Consider the following 16,035-nt stretch of genomic DNA (forward strand, 5'->3'; position numbering starts at 1 on the left):
GCGATGAGCCGAATCGAGACCGTAAGGTCTCTTTTTTTATGCGAAAAATAAAGATGAGAAATTACCAAGAGCCATAGCTATAGAGAAGAACTATTCTCTGCGAAGAGAAAGCGTTTGAAGCTGATGAATTAAGGAAAGAACGCCACGAGTTTAGTCGAGCTAAACGAGTCAGAGAGAGACGAAAATGAAGAAAGATGCGAGCGCTTGTCTCGAAGCAGAGGAAGGACCTTAGCGCCGAAGGTAGCCGACTTACGTTCTAAAGTAAAATAAGTATTTTTAATACTTAATTTTACTTACTTAATGGCCAAAGCCATTAAGAACCAAAGAACCAATTGCCAGATAGTAATATACCGCAAGCTTTTTTTATTTAAGAACTAATAGAAAACAGATGAAATTGGGTCATACGAAAAAGCTTGAAAATAATACTTACAATAGTAAGATTATTTTCAAGCTTTCCTTGTACCTTTTAAATTAATAAAGAATATAACATTTTATTTTCATTAATATAGATATTTGATGGATCAAATTGATTTACACGTTCTTTTAATTGAATGAGATCATTGTGATGTTTAAGTTGAATACCAATGATAACAGTACCTGTTGTTTGAGAGGACTTTTTAAGATATTCGAATTTAGTAATATCATCTTGAGGACCTAGTACATCATTAACAAACTCTCTTAAAGCCCCTGGTCTTTGAGGAAAATTAAGGATGAAGTAATGTTTCATCTCTTCAAATAATAATGAACGCTCTTCAATTTCTTTCATTCTATTAATATCATTATTACCACCGCTTACAACACATACAACAGTTTTACCTTTAATTTTTGCTCTATAGTTTTCAAGAGCAGCTACACTTAAAGCGCCTGCGGGTTCAGCTACTATAGCTTGTTTAGAGTACATATCTAGTATAGTAGAACATACTGCTCCTTCATCTACTTGTACATAATCATCTACATTATGCTTAGCTATATCAAATGTAATATCTCCAACTCTGGCTACTGAAGCACCATCAACAAATTTATCAATGTGATCTAAAGTGATGACCCGTTTGTTTACGACTACAGATTCATACATACTGCAGGCGCCTGCAGGTTCAACACCAATAATTTGTGTGTTTGGGGAATAAGCCTTGAAATATGTGCTAATACCAGATATTAAACCTCCTCCGCCTATAGCAGAAAATAAATAATCAAATTTTACTCCATCTGCTTCGGATTGTTCAATAATTTCTTTGGCAAGTGTTCCTTGGCCTGAAATTGTAAATACATTATTAAATGGATCAATAAAATTCATTTCATTTTCTTTAGTATAAGCTAAAGCTTCTTCTAAGCAATGATCAAATGTATCACCAGTTAGCACGACTTCAACATTATCGCTACCAAAAAATTGAACTTGGTTTATTTTCTGAAGAGGTGTAGTAACTGGCATAAAAATTACAGCTCTAAGATTTAATTTCTTAGCAGTGTATGCCACGCCTTGAGCATGGTTACCAGCACTAGCACAAGTGATACCTCGATTTTTAGCTTCTTCAGATAATACTGAAATAGCATTATATGCGCCTCTTAATTTGAAAGAACGAACCCACTGTAAGTCTTCTCTTTTTAAATATACTTTACAATCATATTTTTGAGAAAGATAGTGGTCAAGCTGTAATGGCGTTTCTTTCACGATATCTTTGAGGCGTAAAAAAGCTTCATCTATATCTTGTGTCGAAACGGTTGTTTTAACTGTCATAATATTCCACACCCTTAAAATGTTTTTTCATATTTTTCTATTAGATCTTCATATTGTAAAGTAATGGCAATATCATCAAGTCCATTTACTAATTTATTCTTCCATGTTTCATCTATTTTAAATTCAAAAGTTTGTTCTGAAGATGATACGGTTTGCGAAGGTAGATCTACCGTAATTTCTTCAAATTGAGCCAGATGTTCTCGTGCTTCCTTATCAAGTGTAATAGGGAGCATTGCATTCTTCGTACAATTCATATAGAAGATATCACTAAAACTACCTGCGATAATAATATTAAAACCATAGTCTTTTAAAGCCCAAGCGGCATGTTCACGACTTGAACCACACCCAAAGTTGTCTCCCGTTATTAAAATAGAAGCATCTTTATATTCTGGCTTATTAGGGTTAAATTCTGGATTATCAGAACCATCAGGTAAATAACGCCATTCATCAAAGGCGAAGGGACCAAAGCCGGTTTTTGAAATACGTTTGAGATGAACTTTGGGTATAATTTGATCTGTATCTATATTGTCGTAGAAAAGGGGAACAACTTTACCTGTGTATGTTGTAATAGGTTGAATTTCCATCTATACGACCACCTTTCTTACGTCTACAAATTTACCGTTAATAGCAGCAGCTGCTGCCATAGCAGGAGATACAAGATGGGTTCGTGCACCTTTACCTTGACGTCCTTCGAAATTACGATTACTTGTGGAAGCACAGTGCACACCTTCAGGAACTTGATCGGGATTCATACCTAAACACATTGAACAACCTGGTTCTCTCCATTCAAAACCAGCTTCTTTAAAAATGACATCTAGACCTAGTGCTTCAGCTTCCTTCTTAACTGTTCTGGAGCCAGGCACTACAATAGCTGTGATATTAGGATGAACTTTATTACCTTTAACAATATGACTTGCTTCTACTAAATCAGAGAGTCTTGCATTCGTACATGAACCTAAGAATACATAGCCTAATTCAATATCTTCGGCTTTTTGACCTGGTTTGAGTCCCATGTAGTTATAGGCACGTTCATCATTAGAATCTTTAATTTCTGGGAAAGGAGAGCTAAAATTAACTCCCATTTCTGGATTTGTTCCCCATGTCACCTGAGGTTCTAAGTTTGAAACATCTAATTCAATAACTTTATCGAAGTACGCATCCTCATCGGAATATAAAGTTTGCCACCAATCAATAGATTGATCAAAATTAGTAGCGTAAGGACGACCTTTAACATATTCAAAAGTCGTCTTATCAGGTTGCATCATACCGTATTTTGCGCCTGCTTCAATTGCCATATTACAAATTGTCATTCGAGCTTCCATAGACAAACTCTTAATCGTTTCTCCTGTAAATTCAAGGGCATATCCTGTACCAAAATCAACGCCATATTGGTTAATTAAATAGAGTATTATATCCTTGGCATAAACGCCGGTAGGTAATTTACCATTTATATCAATTTTTAAATTCTTAGGTTTAGTTTGCCAAAGTGTTTGAGTAGCAAAGACATGTTCAACTTCACTTGTACCAATTCCAAATGCGATTGCACCAAAAGCACCATGTGTCGCGGTGTGAGAATCGCCACAAACAATTGTCTTTCCTGGTTGAGTTAAACCTGTTTCAGGTCCTACCATATGAACGATACCTTGTTCATCAGATCCCATATCAAAGATATGGACGCCAAAGTCTTTGGCATTCTTTTGTAGGGTAGTAATCTGTTTATTTGCTATTTCATCTTTTATGTTAAAAATGTCGATAGTCGGTACATTATGGTCTAAAGTAGCAAACGTGAGATCAGGTCTTCTTAATGATCGATTCTGAATTCTGAGTCCCTCAAAAGCTTGAGGAGAAGTAACTTCATGTATGAGATGTAGGTCTATATATAATAATTGTGGTTCACCTTCATTCCCATGTAGAACATGTTTATTCCATACTTTATCGAATAGTGTTCGTCCCATAATACTTCTCCTCCCTTTTATAAATAATTATTCTTTAGTAGTTTAAATATTTCAGAAGTTTTGTGACTTCCACCTAAATCTGCTGTAGTATGGCCAGACTTAATGAGTTTAAATACATGTTTTTCAAGTTCTATTGCGGCTTGTTCTTGATTTAGACTTTCTTTTAAACAAAGTGCCAAAGATAACACCATACCAAATGGATTAGCTTTATCTTGGTTAGCGATATCAGGTGCCGAGCCATGAATAGGCTCATATAATCGTGTCCCTTGTTCCCCAAAACTTGCGGAAGGGGATAAACCAAGTGAGCCTGGTATTACTGATGCTTCATCACTCAAAATGTCTCCAAATAAATTTTCGGTAACAATAACATCAAATTGAGTAGGGTGTGTGATTAAATGCATGCTACAGGCATCTACTAACAAGTGGTTGACTTCAACATCTGGATAATCCGCTTTAACTTCATTCACCACTTGACGCCAAAGTTTACTTGAAGATAATACATTTTCTTTATCAACGGATGTTAGTTTTTTTCTTCTATTTTGAGCTAAATTAAATGCAACTCTAACGATTCTCTCTATTTCTTTACGAGTATAAGTAAGTGAATCTAGAGCTGAATGATTATCATAGTGACTTGGTTCACCAAAATAAATACCGCTAGTTAGTTCTCTGACAATCACTAAATCAGTACCTTCAACTCGCTCTTGTCTTAATGGTGATAAATGACTGGTACCCTCACTTACAATGGTAGGACGTATATTTGCATATAAATTTAAAGCCTTTCTAAGTTTTAATAGCCCATGCTCTGGACGATTTTTAGGATTTGACCATTTGGGACCACCAATTGCACCAAGTAAAATGGCATCTGAAGATTTACATGCTTCTAATGTTTCATCAGTAAGAGGTGTACCATAGTTATCGATTGCCGCACCTCCAAAATGATGATGTTCTATTTGATACTGGAAGTCATATTTATGACTGATTAGTTCGAGAAGCTCTAATGTACCATTTATAATTTCTGGTCCTATACCATCGCCAGGTAAAGCTACGATTTTGTAACTCATGAATGAATACCTTTTTTCTTTTGTGTTTCAGAAATATATTTCGCATGAGCTTCTATATAGGCTTTACAAGAAGCCTGTAAAATATCATGATCAATTCCTATACCGTTGACTGGTGTACCTTCGATGTTTAAACTAACGTGAACTTCTGCTTGCGCATCTGCACCTTCAGTGATTGAGTCAATCCTATAATCGATAAGTTCTGTCTTTCTTTGGAAAATACGATCAACAGCATTATATATAGATACGATTGAACCTGTTCCAATACTTGAATCTTGATAAGTTTTTCCATTTTTATCTTTAATCACGACCACAGCACTTTGTAGCCCTTTAGATACATATTGCAGTTGTAAATTTTCTAATTGATAAATCGCTCGTTGCTCATGCTCAGATCCTTGAATGATTGCATGGATGTCGCGATCAGAAACTGATTTTTTCTTATCAGCAACTTCTTTAAATTGTTTAAATAAGTTGATTTGATCCTCAGGGCTAATGTCATAGCCTAATGATTTTAGTTTCTCAGCAAAAGCATGCTTTCCAGACAATTTACCAAGAGGTAATTCAGTTGTACTTACTCCGACTAATTGAGGCGTCATAATTTCATATGTTTCACGATGTTTGAGTACACCATCTTGATGTATCCCCGATTCATGACTAAACGCATTTTGACCGACGATTGCTTTGTTTTTTGGAACTCGAATTCCTGCGTATCGTGATATGAGGTCTGATGTTTTCTTAGTTTCATCAAGTTTAATTTGGGATTCAATACCATAATGATCACGTCGAACATAAAGTGCTAATGCAACTTCTTCAAGCGCAGCATTACCCGCACGTTCACCAATTCCATTCACAGTACCTTCGATGCGTCGTGCACCACCTTCAATGGCTGCCAGACTATTAGATACAGCCATACCCAGGTCATCATGACAATGGGCACTGAAAACGATTGGTTGTTCAGAATGGATGGATTTGGTTAATGTTTTGAAAATTTGTTCATATTCTGTAGGATAACTGAATCCTACAGTATCTGGGATGTTAATAATGGTAGCGCCAGCATCAATAGCAGTTTGCACACAATCAATTAAGAACGGAATTTCGGTTCTAGTCGCATCTTCAGGGGAAAATTGTACTACTTCAAAGAATTGTTTAGCGTATGATACATGTTCTTTGATAGATGCTAATACTTCCTCTTGAGACATTTTTAATTTATGCTCTAAATGAATAGGGGATGTTGCAATAAACACATGTACTTGCGGTTTAGCAGCTAACTTTGTTGCTTCATATACAGCGTCTATATCTGACTTTTTACATCTAGCTAAGCCACAAACTGCTGTAGTAGTTAATGCCTTTGCAATTGATTCAACTGATTTAAAACTTCCAGAGCTTGAAGCGGGGAAACCAGCTTCTATGACATCGACTCCCCATTTTTCTAATTGCTTAGCAATTTTCAATCTTTCGTCAAAGGTAAAGTTGACTCCCGGTGTTAGTTCTCCGTCCCTTAGTGTTGTATCAAAAATTTGAATATGGCTTTCCATTTTTAACATCTCCTTATTATTTTTGAATACTTTTAGCTTTAATAAATGGCATCATTTTTCTTAATTCACGACCAACCGCTTCGATTTCATGACCATGTTGTTGTTCACGTAATTGGTAAAATTCTTTAAAGCCATTTTCATTATCTTTAACAAAACGATTAGCAAAGTTACCGTTTTGAATATCTTCTAATACAGTTTTCATGTTGTTTTTAACTTCTGGAGTGATAACACGTGGTCCAGATACATAATCACCAAATTCAGCTGTATTTGAAATAGAGTAGCGAACGTTTTCCATACCGCCTTCGTACATTAAATCAACGATTAATTTCATTTCATGTAATACTTCGAAGTATGCTAACTCTTTTTGATACCCAGCTTCTACTAAAGTTTCAAAACCACTTTGAATTAATTTATGGATACCCCCGCAAAGTACAGCTTGTTCACCGAATAAATCAGTTTCAGTTTCTTCTTTGAATGTAGTTTCAATAACACCAGCACGTGTTGCACCAATACCTTTGGCATAGCTTAGTGCGATATCACGTGCATGACCTGAATCATCTTGTTGTACACCGAATAATGCTGGTACAGCAGTACCTTCTACAAAGGTACGTCTTACTAAATGACCAGGACCTTTAGGTGCTACTAAGAATACATCTACATCAGCAGGGGGTTGAATAACTCCAAAGTGAATGTTAAATCCGTGCGCAAAAGCTAATGCATTGCCTGCTTCTAAGTTAGGTTCAATTTCATTTTTATATACATTACCTTGGATTTCATCAGGTAATAAAATCATTACTACATCTGCTTGTTTAGTAGCCTCATTCACTGGATAAACATCAAATCCATCTTCTTTAGCTCTATCGAAAGAATGACCAGGTCGAATACCAACGACTACATCATAACCATTGTCTTTTAAATTTTGAGCGTGTGCATGTCCTTGTGAACCGTAACCAATTACTGCAATTTTTTTACCTTGTAAAGCATCTTTTTCAACTGATTGATCATAATAAACTTTTGTCATAGTGAATTCCTCCAATTACTTCCTAAAAATTCTTAATTTTCAAAATATTTATGTTATAAAAATATGTAAGATGATAGTTATGTCTCAATCATCAATTTTTTTACATCGCTAGCGCATCAAACAATTTTTTAAACACTCGTAACACTTAATACATTGATTTGTTGTTCTAACTTTTTTAATACAATATTGAAAGCAGCTTCGTCTTCAATATGTACTTTCAGTTCTAGATTAGAAATACCTTCATTATCTGACCTCTTAACATGCAGCTCATCAATGTTACATTGTAATCGAACAAATGCACTTGTAATACGATGTAATGTACTCACTTGGTCGGCGACCACAAATTGAATTGTACGTTTCATTATAATCCCTCCATCTCGTGATTAGATTTACCACTAGGTACCATAGGATTGACAGGTTCTACAGGAGAGATGCGAACTTCAATTAATGCAGGACCATTATGATTGAAAGCTGCATCGATTTGTGATTCAAGTTTGTCCGGTGAATCAATTAGATATCCATTGATACCATATGCTTCAGCCATTTTAATAAAATCAGGTTGATCATTAAATACTGAATGAGAGAAGCGCTGGTTAAAGAATTTGTCTTGCCATTGTTTAACCATACCTAACGTACCATTATTAATTAACACTATTTTCACGTTCAGGTTGTATTCAGGCAATAGCGCCATTTCTTGATTAGTCATTTGGAAACCACCATCTCCGACGAAGCATACGACAGTTTTATCAGGGGAAGCGAGTTGTGCACCAATCGCAGAAGGAATACCAAATCCCATCGTACCTAATCCGCCACTAGTTACCCATTGACCATGGTCTTTGAAAGGATAGAACTGAGCAGCCCACATTTGATGTTGACCTACATCAGTAGTGACGATTGCATCGCCATTTGTAATTTTACCGATGTATTCAATTGCCTTTTGAGGTTTACTAAATGTATCATCTTCATTTTTATCGTATTTGAATGGATGTTTTTGCTTATTCTGTTTACAATAATGAATCCATTCTTCATGATGAGCTGTTGTGACATTTTCAGAAGATAAAGCTTCTAAAACGAGTTTACAATCGGCAACAATACCTAAATCTGTTTGAATGACTTTATTGATTTCTGAAGGATCAATGTCTACGTGAACTATCTTAGCGTTTGGTGCAAATGCATCAGGTTTGCTAGCTAGTCGGTCATCAAAACGACTACCTAAATTAATGAGTAAATCACATTCAGTGAGTGCCATATTACTTGCATATGAACCATGCATGCCTCCCATTCCTAAGAACAGGGGATGTTCGTAAGGTATTGCACCAAGACCTAATAGTGTGGTTACGGTAGGGATTTGATGTTTAGTGACAAATTCTGTTAATAATTGATTTGATTTAGAATGATTGATACCTGAACCTGCGAGAATAATAGGCTTTTTAGATTTACTAATATATGAAACTAATGTCTTAATGTCTATATCTTCTGGTTCACTTTTAACTTGATAATGAGGCAAATTGATTTCATTTGATAAACCAACGTTTGTTGATAAAATTCCCATGTCTTTCGGGAAATCAATGACGACAGGACCTTTTCTTCCTGAATTAGCTACATGAAATGCTTCATGAACTATTTTAGGAATATCTTCAACATTTTTAATTTGATAATTTTGTTTAGTAATTGGTGTTGTCATAGAGAGTAAATCTGCTTCTTGGAAGGCATCTTTTCCAATTCCTGGTGTTGCTACTTGACCTGTAAAAACGACTAAGGGTAATGAATCACTATGAGCATCTGTGATACCAGTAATTGCATTTGTAGCTCCTGGGCCACTAGTGACAACAACTACACCAGTTTTACCTGAGACACGTGCATATCCTTCTGCGGCATGGGTTGCACCTTGTTCATGTCTTGCTAAGATATGCTTGATTTGTCCATCATAAAATGTGTCATAAAGTGGCAATACAGCACCGCCTGGGTAACCAAAAATAAAATCAACGTCCTCATGTTGTAAAGCTTCAACTAAAAGTTGAGAACCACTACGCATTTGATTAACAGTCTGTTGTTGAAGATATTCTGGTTCTTGTGATTCAGAAACATTTAATGTATCAATATTTTCTTTACTAATCGCGGTTACCGTTGTAAAAGAGGGGCTTTCTTTTTGATTAGACATCGTAATCATCTCCTAATTAAATAAGGTTTTCTGGAACTTGCATAATACCACCTGTATTAGCACTTGTGACTAAAGAGGTGTATCTAGCCAGATATCCCGTTTTTACTTTTGCTTTAAATGGTTGTAGCTCTTCACGTCTGCGATAAAGTTCTTCTTGTGGCTGGTCAACATCTAACTTTCTATTTGTTAAATCAATTGTAATTTCATCTCCATCTCTAATTAATCCGATAGGGCCACCAGATGCTGCTTCTGGGGAAATGTGTCCCACAGCAATACCTCTTGTAGCACCTGAAAATCTTCCGTCAGTAATTAAAGCCACATCTTTTCCTAATCCTCGACCAACAATAGAGGAAGTAGGAGCTAACATTTCAGGCATTCCCGGACCGCCTTTAGGACCTTCATAGCGAATAACTACAACATGACCTTCACGTACAGTATGATTGTCAATTGCTTCAACAGCTTCATCATGAGAGTTAAAACAAATAGCTTTCCCTTTAAAGACTTTAATAGAGGGATCTACACCACCTACTTTAATCACTGCACCTTTGGGAGCTATATTACCGAAAAGTACTGAAAGTCCACCTTCGTGATCATAGGGACTATCGAGAGGATGTATAACATCGAAGTTTGAAATTTCCTTTCCTTTATTATTTTCTTTTAATGTTTTACCAGTGACTGTAATTCTTTCTGGGTGTAACGTACCATCTTTTTTCATTAACTCATTGATAATAGCTGGAACACCACCAGCTTCATGTACATCGTGCATAGAGTAAGAAGAGCTAGGGGCGATTTTTGAAAGGTAGGGTGTTCTTTTCGCAATTTCATTAATACGTTCTAAGTCATAATCAATGCCTGCTTCATTTGCGATTGCTAATGTATGCAACACAGTATTAGTTGAGCCGCCCATTGCCATGTCTAATGCAAAAGCATCATCAATTGCCTCTCGTGTAACGATGTCTCTTGGTTTTATATCATTTTTAATATTATCTACTAATCGAAAAGCAGCTTGACGAATCATTTCACGACGTTGGTCACTAACTGCTAAAGCTGTTCCATTGTAAGGTAAGGCGAGTCCTAAAACCTCCATCAAACAGTTCATAGAATTTGCTGTGAACATACCAGCACATGAACCACAAGTAGGGCAGGCATTTTGCTCCATATCTAAAAATTCTTCTTTAGAAATAGACCCCTCTTTAAAAGCGCCGACTGCTTCAAACATTGAAGATAAAGTAAGTGCTTTACCGTGAGCAGATAGACCAGCTTTCATTGGGCCACCTGAACAAAAAATTGCAGGGACATTTGTACGTACCGCAGCGAGTATCATGCCCGGAGTGATTTTATCGCAGTTAGGAATATAAAACACACCATCGAACCAATGTGCATTAATTACTGTTTCAGCTGCATCTGCAATAATTTCTCTCGAAGGTAATGAATATCTCATTCCAATGTGTCCCATTGCGATGCCATCATCTACACCAATCGTATTAAATTCGAAAGGGATTGCACCCGCTTCACGAATAGCTTCTTTCGCGATATCAGCAAGTTCTCTTAAGTGAACATGTCCTGGTACGATATCGATATAAGAATTACAAATTGCCACAAAAGGCTTATTCATATCTGTAGGTTTTTGAAGAGCGCCCGTCGCATGTAAAAGACTTCTTGCTGGAGCCTGTTGATCTCCTTTTTTAATCATGTCGCTTCGCATATTTGATTCCCCCGTATGAGTATTAAGAACAATAAAAAACGTCCCAATAATAATTGGGACGTTTGAAAGTCCCATTCAACTAGAAATAGGACTTAAACATTTAGTAGATCAACTAACTAAAGTTCGAGTCCTTACGAGTATAATAAAATGATAATAATGTTTTGAGTTGTCGGTAGATAATGTGATGTATTATAAGTCATTTTATTATACTCCTTTCGGTGAATGGATAAGTATTCTTAATAATTTGAATTGTCTTAAAATTTGATAAACTTAATTTACTACATGTGAAATAGCGTGTCAATAAAAATATAGAATTTTCTAACAATTATTTTTAAGTATGTTTCTAGAATTTTCACAAAGAAATTTATAATAAAATTTGTTACAATGAATGAGTTAATAAAGGACGAAATAATAATGTATCTTCGTAAATAGGAGAATGAATGTTGATTACTATACACAATTTAGATGAGATGAAAGAATTTGCTGATGTTTTAGTGAAAAATTTAAAGTCAGGAGATTTAATTTTATTGAACGGCGATTTAGGTGCTGGTAAAACGACTTTAACACAGTTTATAGGAAAAGCTTTAGGTGTGAAACGAACTATTAATTCACCAACATTTAATATTATTAAATCTTATAAAGGGAATGAACTCAAACTTCATCATATGGATTGCTATCGTTTGGAAGACCATGAAGAAGATTTAGGATTTGAGGAATATTTCGAAGACCATGCTGTTACAGTCATTGAATGGAGTCAGTTTATTTCTGATTTATTACCTTATCAACATTTGACAATCAACATTAATGTTATAAATGAAAATGAACGTACAATAATGATTGAAGCACAAGGTGCACATTATGAAATGTTAAGGGAGGTTGTTATCAATGAATTATCTGCTCATTGATACATCTAATCAGCCGTTATCAGTTGCACTCATGCAGGATGAAAAAGTGTTAATTGAACAAACTACAAATATTAAACAAAATCATTCAGTTCAATTGATGCCTGAGATTCAAAAGTTATTTGAACAGTCTCAAGTTGATAAACAAGAAATCACAGACATAGTTGTTGCAGAAGGACCGGGTTCATACACAGGTTTAAGAATCGGTGTGACTGTGGCTAAAACGTTAGCTTACGCTTTACAAACTCGATTATATGGTGTGTCATCACTTAAAGCTCTTGCTGCAACTATTAAAGATGAGCATAGATTATTAGTACCTATCTTTGACGCAAGAAGAGAAGCGGTTTATACAGGTGTTTATCAATACGTTAATGGTGAATTAACTACAATCATTGAGGATGGATATTTATCAATTAATGATTTAAAAGATAAACTTCATGCGCTAAATCAAGAATATGTTTTTATTGGGTTTAATTTAGAAAATATAAAGCATTTATTAGATAGCGAAGTGATTGAAAGTTTACCTAAAGCTTCAGTTATGAAATCCTTAATTCAACAACCTGAAAATATCCATTCATTTACACCGAAGTATCATAAATTATCAGAGGCGGAAAGAAATTGGTTAGACCAACAGAAGAACAATTAAATATTAGGAAAATGAGTGTTGAAGATGTTCCTCAAGTCTTTGATATAGAGCGCGAAAGCTTCAATGATAGTTCATGGACGATTGATGCCTTTTATCATGAAATAGAACAGAATCAATTTGCAACATATTTTGTAATTGAATATGATGATAAAATTATTGGATATTTAGGTATGTGGATTGTTATAGATCAAGCTCAAATTACAACAGTCGCCATTAAAAAACAGTATAGAGGGTACGGACTAGGTCAATTATTACTTAAATATGTTAAAAATTACGCAAGTCATACCTGTGAAGTAATGAGTTTAGAAGTTCGTTTAGATAATGTAGTGGCGCAACATGTATATCAGAATTTAGGATTTGAATATGGTGGAAAAAGAAAAAATTATTATGGTGAAGGTGAGGATGCACTAGTGATGTGGGTGAATTTAAAATGACACAACAAACTTTAATTCTAGGGATGGAAACCAGTTGTGATGAAACAAGTGTAAGTGTGATTAGAAATGGTCAAGAAATACTTTCTAATACAGTATTAAGTCAAATTGATAGTCATAAACGATTTGGTGGAGTTGTTCCTGAAGTCGCAAGTAGACATCATGTTGAAGGTGTAACAGCTACGATTGAAGAGGCACTTGACTCAGCAAACGTCACTATGCACGAGATTGATGCTATAGCAGTGACGCAAGGTCCAGGATTAATAGGTGCATTACTAATAGGAATAAATGCTGCAAAGGCGCTCGCTTTCGCTTATGATAAACCTATTATTCCTGTTCACCATATTGCTGGCCATATTTATGCAAATCATTTAGAGCAACCACTTACATTTCCATTAATGGCTTTAATCGTTTCCGGTGGTCATACAGAGTTAGTCTATATGAAAGATCACCTGAATTTTGAAGTTATTGGTGAGACGAGAGATGATGCTGTTGGAGAAGCTTATGATAAAGTGGCTCGTACGATTAACTTACCTTATCCTGGAGGACCACAAATCGATCAGCTAGCTACTCAAGGTCAAGATGTATATGATTTCCCAAGGGTTTGGCTAGAAAAGGATAGCTACGATTTTAGCTTCAGTGGATTAAAAAGTGCAGTCATTAATAAATTGCATAATCTAAGACAAAAAAATGAAGAAATTGTAGAAGAAAATGTTGCTACAAGTTTTCAAAACAGCGTTGTTGAAGTATTATCTTATAAAGCTATTCATGCTTGTAAATCTTATGACGTTAAACGACTTATTGTGGCAGGTGGTGTAGCAAGCAATAAAGGATTAAGAACATCACTCAAAGAAGCTTGTGATAATGAAGGCATTACTTTAACGATACCAAGTCCATCCTTATGTACAGATAATGCTGCAATGATTGGAGCTGCGGGTCATTATCTTTATCAGGCTGGATTACGAGGTGATTTAGCTTTAAACGGTGAAAATAATATAGACATAGAAGATTTTACGATGTGTAAATAAATAAAAGAGCACTATATAACGTATGAACTTAACTGTTAATATTTCGTTATATAGTGCTTTTATTATTGTATAAATATTTCAATAGTTATTACTGTAAAAGTCAACTTATTCATCTACTTGTGTTTTAGCGCGGTGATAAATATCATCTGGAAAATGAGTAATTCTAAGCAATTCAATTGCATTGCGCGTATTTGCTTTGCCAGGTTTGATTTTATAGTCAAAATAAATTTCATTGTTTTGAATAGACTCATTAAAGTGATAATTATGGTAATCCTTTTCTAATAGGGTGGACAATTCAATATCATGCGTAGCTGCAACAACTTGATAATTTGGCAGTTCATTTAAATAGCTGAGTACTGATTCAGAAGCAGCAATACGTTCAGTTGTATTAGTTCCTTTAAAAATCTCATCTATGAAACAGTAAATGTTAGCTTGTGTATCAATATTAAAAAGTCGTCTAATTGACTTTAATTCAGCCATAAAATAGCTGTCCCCTGAGAGTACATCATCTGCGTTAGCCATTGAAGTAAAAACGTAACCTGGTTGGTAGTTAAATGATTCAGCAGTAGCAATATTAAGGGATTGAGCCATAATAACATTCAGTGCTACAGCCTTCATGAAAGTCGATTTACCAGAAGCGTTCGAACCTGTAAGTAGAAGGTTGGTATCCAAGTTTAAATCATTAGGAACGGCCACTTCTTCATCTATTAATGGATGAATTAAACTTTCAAAATGCACACCCTCCATGTATTGATCAGCATGAGGTATACAATTATCAGTTAACGTACGTCTATACATAGCTAAAGAGTAGTGATTATCTAGTGTACTAATATAGTCGTAACATTCTTCGACTTCATTTTGATATTTAAAATAACTATGTTGTATTAGATGAAATAAAACATAATCAACCATAAACATTAATTTCACAAGCATAATCGTACTGCCTACAACATCATTGGATTCTAATTGAGCTAGCAATCCACTAAAACGTCGAGAACTCTTAAAGTGATTGAAATTAATTCTTATATCAGGTGTTCCTTCTATTTTAGATAAAGCCTTGCATTGTTTAATCACATTAGCAGTATAAAAGATTGATTTTAAATCCTGTTCATAAGTTTTCTTTAAATTCAAAGAAAGCACAATATTTAAGAAGAAGCTTCCAATAAATAAAAAGACTCCTATTTCTGGTGAAATAAATATAGATAAAAATGCAATTAAAGGTAATAAAGGACTAAACATTAAGAGATTGTTCTTAGGAATTGGTGTTAATTGATCTGGGAATAATGGGTATACAGTTTTGCCTATTTTAGAAAGTATGTAAGATACATTTAAACGAAAAGATTTATCCTCGCTATAACGCTTGATGAGTGATTGATTTTCAATCGAGAACATTCCTCTTAATGTAGCATATAATTTCATTTCTCCAATAGCGGTAAAATTAAAGTTTATTTTATGAAATAGAGCTTCAATATTTAAATCTGACCAAGTTTTATCATCTATAAGAGGATGTTGATCAGTGTAATTATCTTTATACTCTTGGTATTGAGCATCAAACCTAGAATTAGGCCTTATAAATGTCTCTAATTTAGCTTTCCTATCCCAAAGCGTATTAATTTTAGCGATTGTTTTTCTCCTTTCGATAAATGAAACGGTGATATTTACAATCGCTATTAAAATAATAAAGATAAGAACGATGAGTCCAAACGTCTGATTATTAGTCATAAATGTCTCCTCAATATAGTTATAATTAAATTATTTCATAAATAAATTTTAGACTCAAATGTTCATACTAAATATAAGATGTCAATAGGGAACGTGCGTACTTATCAACAAAATGTGTGTAAACTGTGGATAAACA

14 protein-coding genes are annotated in these 16,035 nt (G+C 34.8%); 4 read left to right on the top strand and 10 right to left on the bottom strand.

The window, feature by feature from the left end; translation table 11 throughout:
- Positions 1–466 precede the first annotated feature (466 nt).
- The 9 genes from ilvA to ilvD all read right to left on the bottom strand — a co-directional run bounded on the left by ilvA (position 467) and on the right by ilvD (position 11,170).
- Positions 467–1,735: a threonine ammonia-lyase IlvA gene (gene ilvA, locus CM54_RS10435; protein WP_023349990.1), complete on the bottom strand. Its 1,269-nt coding sequence runs from the start codon at positions 1,733–1,735 to the stop codon at positions 467–469.
- Positions 1,736–1,749: 14 nt separating this feature from the next.
- Entirely contained in the window at positions 1,750–2,319 is a 570-nt protein-coding gene (leuD, locus tag CM54_RS10440; RefSeq protein WP_002436916.1) for a 3-isopropylmalate dehydratase small subunit, read from the bottom strand.
- Positions 2,320–3,690, bottom strand: a complete 1,371-nt coding sequence (gene leuC / locus CM54_RS10445; RefSeq protein WP_002436896.1) for a 3-isopropylmalate dehydratase large subunit — start codon at positions 3,688–3,690, stop codon at positions 2,320–2,322.
- A 17-nt stretch (positions 3,691–3,707) separates the two neighbouring features.
- Complete coding sequence (gene leuB / locus CM54_RS10450) at positions 3,708–4,751, bottom strand: 3-isopropylmalate dehydrogenase (protein WP_037551059.1); 1,044 nt, start codon at positions 4,749–4,751, stop codon at positions 3,708–3,710.
- Positions 4,748–6,283: a 2-isopropylmalate synthase gene (locus tag CM54_RS10455; RefSeq protein ID WP_037551061.1), complete on the bottom strand. Its 1,536-nt coding sequence runs from the start codon at positions 6,281–6,283 to the stop codon at positions 4,748–4,750. The genes leuB and CM54_RS10455 overlap by 4 nt, the downstream gene beginning before the upstream one ends.
- A gap of 16 nt (positions 6,284–6,299) precedes the next feature.
- Positions 6,300–7,304 (bottom strand): ketol-acid reductoisomerase, encoded by a 1,005-nt coding sequence (gene ilvC / locus CM54_RS10460; RefSeq protein WP_037551063.1) that lies wholly within the window; start codon positions 7,302–7,304, stop codon positions 6,300–6,302.
- 128 nt (positions 7,305–7,432) lie between these two features.
- The gene (locus CM54_RS10465) at positions 7,433–7,666 is read right to left on the bottom strand and encodes an ACT domain-containing protein (RefSeq protein ID WP_002436904.1); all 234 of its coding nucleotides are present in this window, start codon (positions 7,664–7,666) and stop codon (positions 7,433–7,435) included.
- Positions 7,666–9,465: a biosynthetic-type acetolactate synthase large subunit gene (ilvB, locus tag CM54_RS10470; RefSeq protein WP_037551065.1), complete on the bottom strand. Its 1,800-nt coding sequence runs from the start codon at positions 9,463–9,465 to the stop codon at positions 7,666–7,668. The genes CM54_RS10465 and ilvB overlap by 1 nt, the downstream gene beginning before the upstream one ends.
- A gap of 16 nt (positions 9,466–9,481) precedes the next feature.
- Complete coding sequence (ilvD, locus tag CM54_RS10475; RefSeq protein ID WP_016898677.1) at positions 9,482–11,170, bottom strand: dihydroxy-acid dehydratase; 1,689 nt, start codon at positions 11,168–11,170, stop codon at positions 9,482–9,484.
- 443 nt (positions 11,171–11,613) lie between these two features.
- Between ilvD and tsaE the strand changes: the two genes are divergently transcribed.
- From tsaE to tsaD, 4 genes are read left to right on the top strand one after another with little or no spacing between them, the layout of a single operon-like run.
- The gene (tsaE, locus tag CM54_RS10480) at positions 11,614–12,075 is read left to right on the top strand and encodes a tRNA (adenosine(37)-N6)-threonylcarbamoyltransferase complex ATPase subunit type 1 TsaE (protein ID WP_168992761.1); all 462 of its coding nucleotides are present in this window, start codon (positions 11,614–11,616) and stop codon (positions 12,073–12,075) included.
- Positions 12,056–12,718 carry a tRNA (adenosine(37)-N6)-threonylcarbamoyltransferase complex dimerization subunit type 1 TsaB gene (gene tsaB, locus CM54_RS10485; RefSeq protein WP_002436924.1) on the top strand — a complete coding sequence of 221 codons (663 nt, stop codon included), beginning with the start codon at positions 12,056–12,058 and terminating at the stop codon, positions 12,716–12,718. The genes tsaE and tsaB overlap by 20 nt, the downstream gene beginning before the upstream one ends.
- Positions 12,691–13,152, top strand: coding sequence for a ribosomal protein S18-alanine N-acetyltransferase (gene rimI / locus CM54_RS10490; protein WP_002436921.1), 462 nt, complete (start codon positions 12,691–12,693; stop codon positions 13,150–13,152). The genes tsaB and rimI overlap by 28 nt, the downstream gene beginning before the upstream one ends.
- Positions 13,149–14,177 (top strand): tRNA (adenosine(37)-N6)-threonylcarbamoyltransferase complex transferase subunit TsaD, encoded by a 1,029-nt coding sequence (tsaD, locus tag CM54_RS10495; RefSeq protein ID WP_037551214.1) that lies wholly within the window; start codon positions 13,149–13,151, stop codon positions 14,175–14,177. Before rimI ends, tsaD begins: the two co-directional genes overlap by 4 nt.
- 105 nt (positions 14,178–14,282) lie before the next feature.
- Here tsaD and CM54_RS10500 read toward each other — a convergent pair whose 3' ends face one another.
- Positions 14,283–15,899, bottom strand: coding sequence for a MutS-related protein (locus CM54_RS10500; RefSeq protein WP_037551068.1), 1,617 nt, complete (start codon positions 15,897–15,899; stop codon positions 14,283–14,285).
- Between the last annotated feature and the right edge of the window lie 136 nt (positions 15,900–16,035).

Origin of the sequence: Staphylococcus sp. TE8, from assembly GCF_000692055.1 — a bacterium.
In the GTDB taxonomy this organism is placed as follows: domain Bacteria; phylum Bacillota; class Bacilli; order Staphylococcales; family Staphylococcaceae; genus Staphylococcus; species Staphylococcus capitis.

Excerpts from the sequence above, each read along its gene's own strand:
- ilvB (WP_037551065.1), bottom strand. The coding sequence starts at position 9,465 with ATGTCTAATCAAAAAGAAAGCCCCTCTTTTACAACGGTAACCGCGATT.
- ilvA (WP_023349990.1), bottom strand. The coding sequence starts at position 1,735 with ATGACAGTTAAAACAACCGTTTCGACACAAGATATAGATGAAGCTTTT.
- leuD (WP_002436916.1), bottom strand. The coding sequence starts at position 2,319 with ATGGAAATTCAACCTATTACAACATACACAGGTAAAGTTGTTCCCCTT.
- ilvC (WP_037551063.1), bottom strand. The coding sequence starts at position 7,304 with ATGACAAAAGTTTATTATGATCAATCAGTTGAAAAAGATGCTTTACAA.
- leuC (WP_002436896.1), bottom strand. The coding sequence starts at position 3,690 with ATGGGACGAACACTATTCGATAAAGTATGGAATAAACATGTTCTACAT.
- CM54_RS10500 (WP_037551068.1), bottom strand. The coding sequence starts at position 15,899 with ATGACTAATAATCAGACGTTTGGACTCATCGTTCTTATCTTTATTATT.
- leuB (WP_037551059.1), bottom strand. The coding sequence starts at position 4,751 with ATGAGTTACAAAATCGTAGCTTTACCTGGCGATGGTATAGGACCAGAA.
- ilvD (WP_016898677.1), bottom strand. The coding sequence starts at position 11,170 with ATGCGAAGCGACATGATTAAAAAAGGAGATCAACAGGCTCCAGCAAGA.
- CM54_RS10465 (WP_002436904.1), bottom strand. The coding sequence starts at position 7,666 with ATGAAACGTACAATTCAATTTGTGGTCGCCGACCAAGTGAGTACATTA.
- tsaD (WP_037551214.1), top strand. The coding sequence starts at position 13,149 with ATGACACAACAAACTTTAATTCTAGGGATGGAAACCAGTTGTGATGAA.
- CM54_RS10455 (WP_037551061.1), bottom strand. The coding sequence starts at position 6,283 with ATGGAAAGCCATATTCAAATTTTTGATACAACACTAAGGGACGGAGAA.
- tsaB (WP_002436924.1), top strand. The coding sequence starts at position 12,056 with ATGAATTATCTGCTCATTGATACATCTAATCAGCCGTTATCAGTTGCA.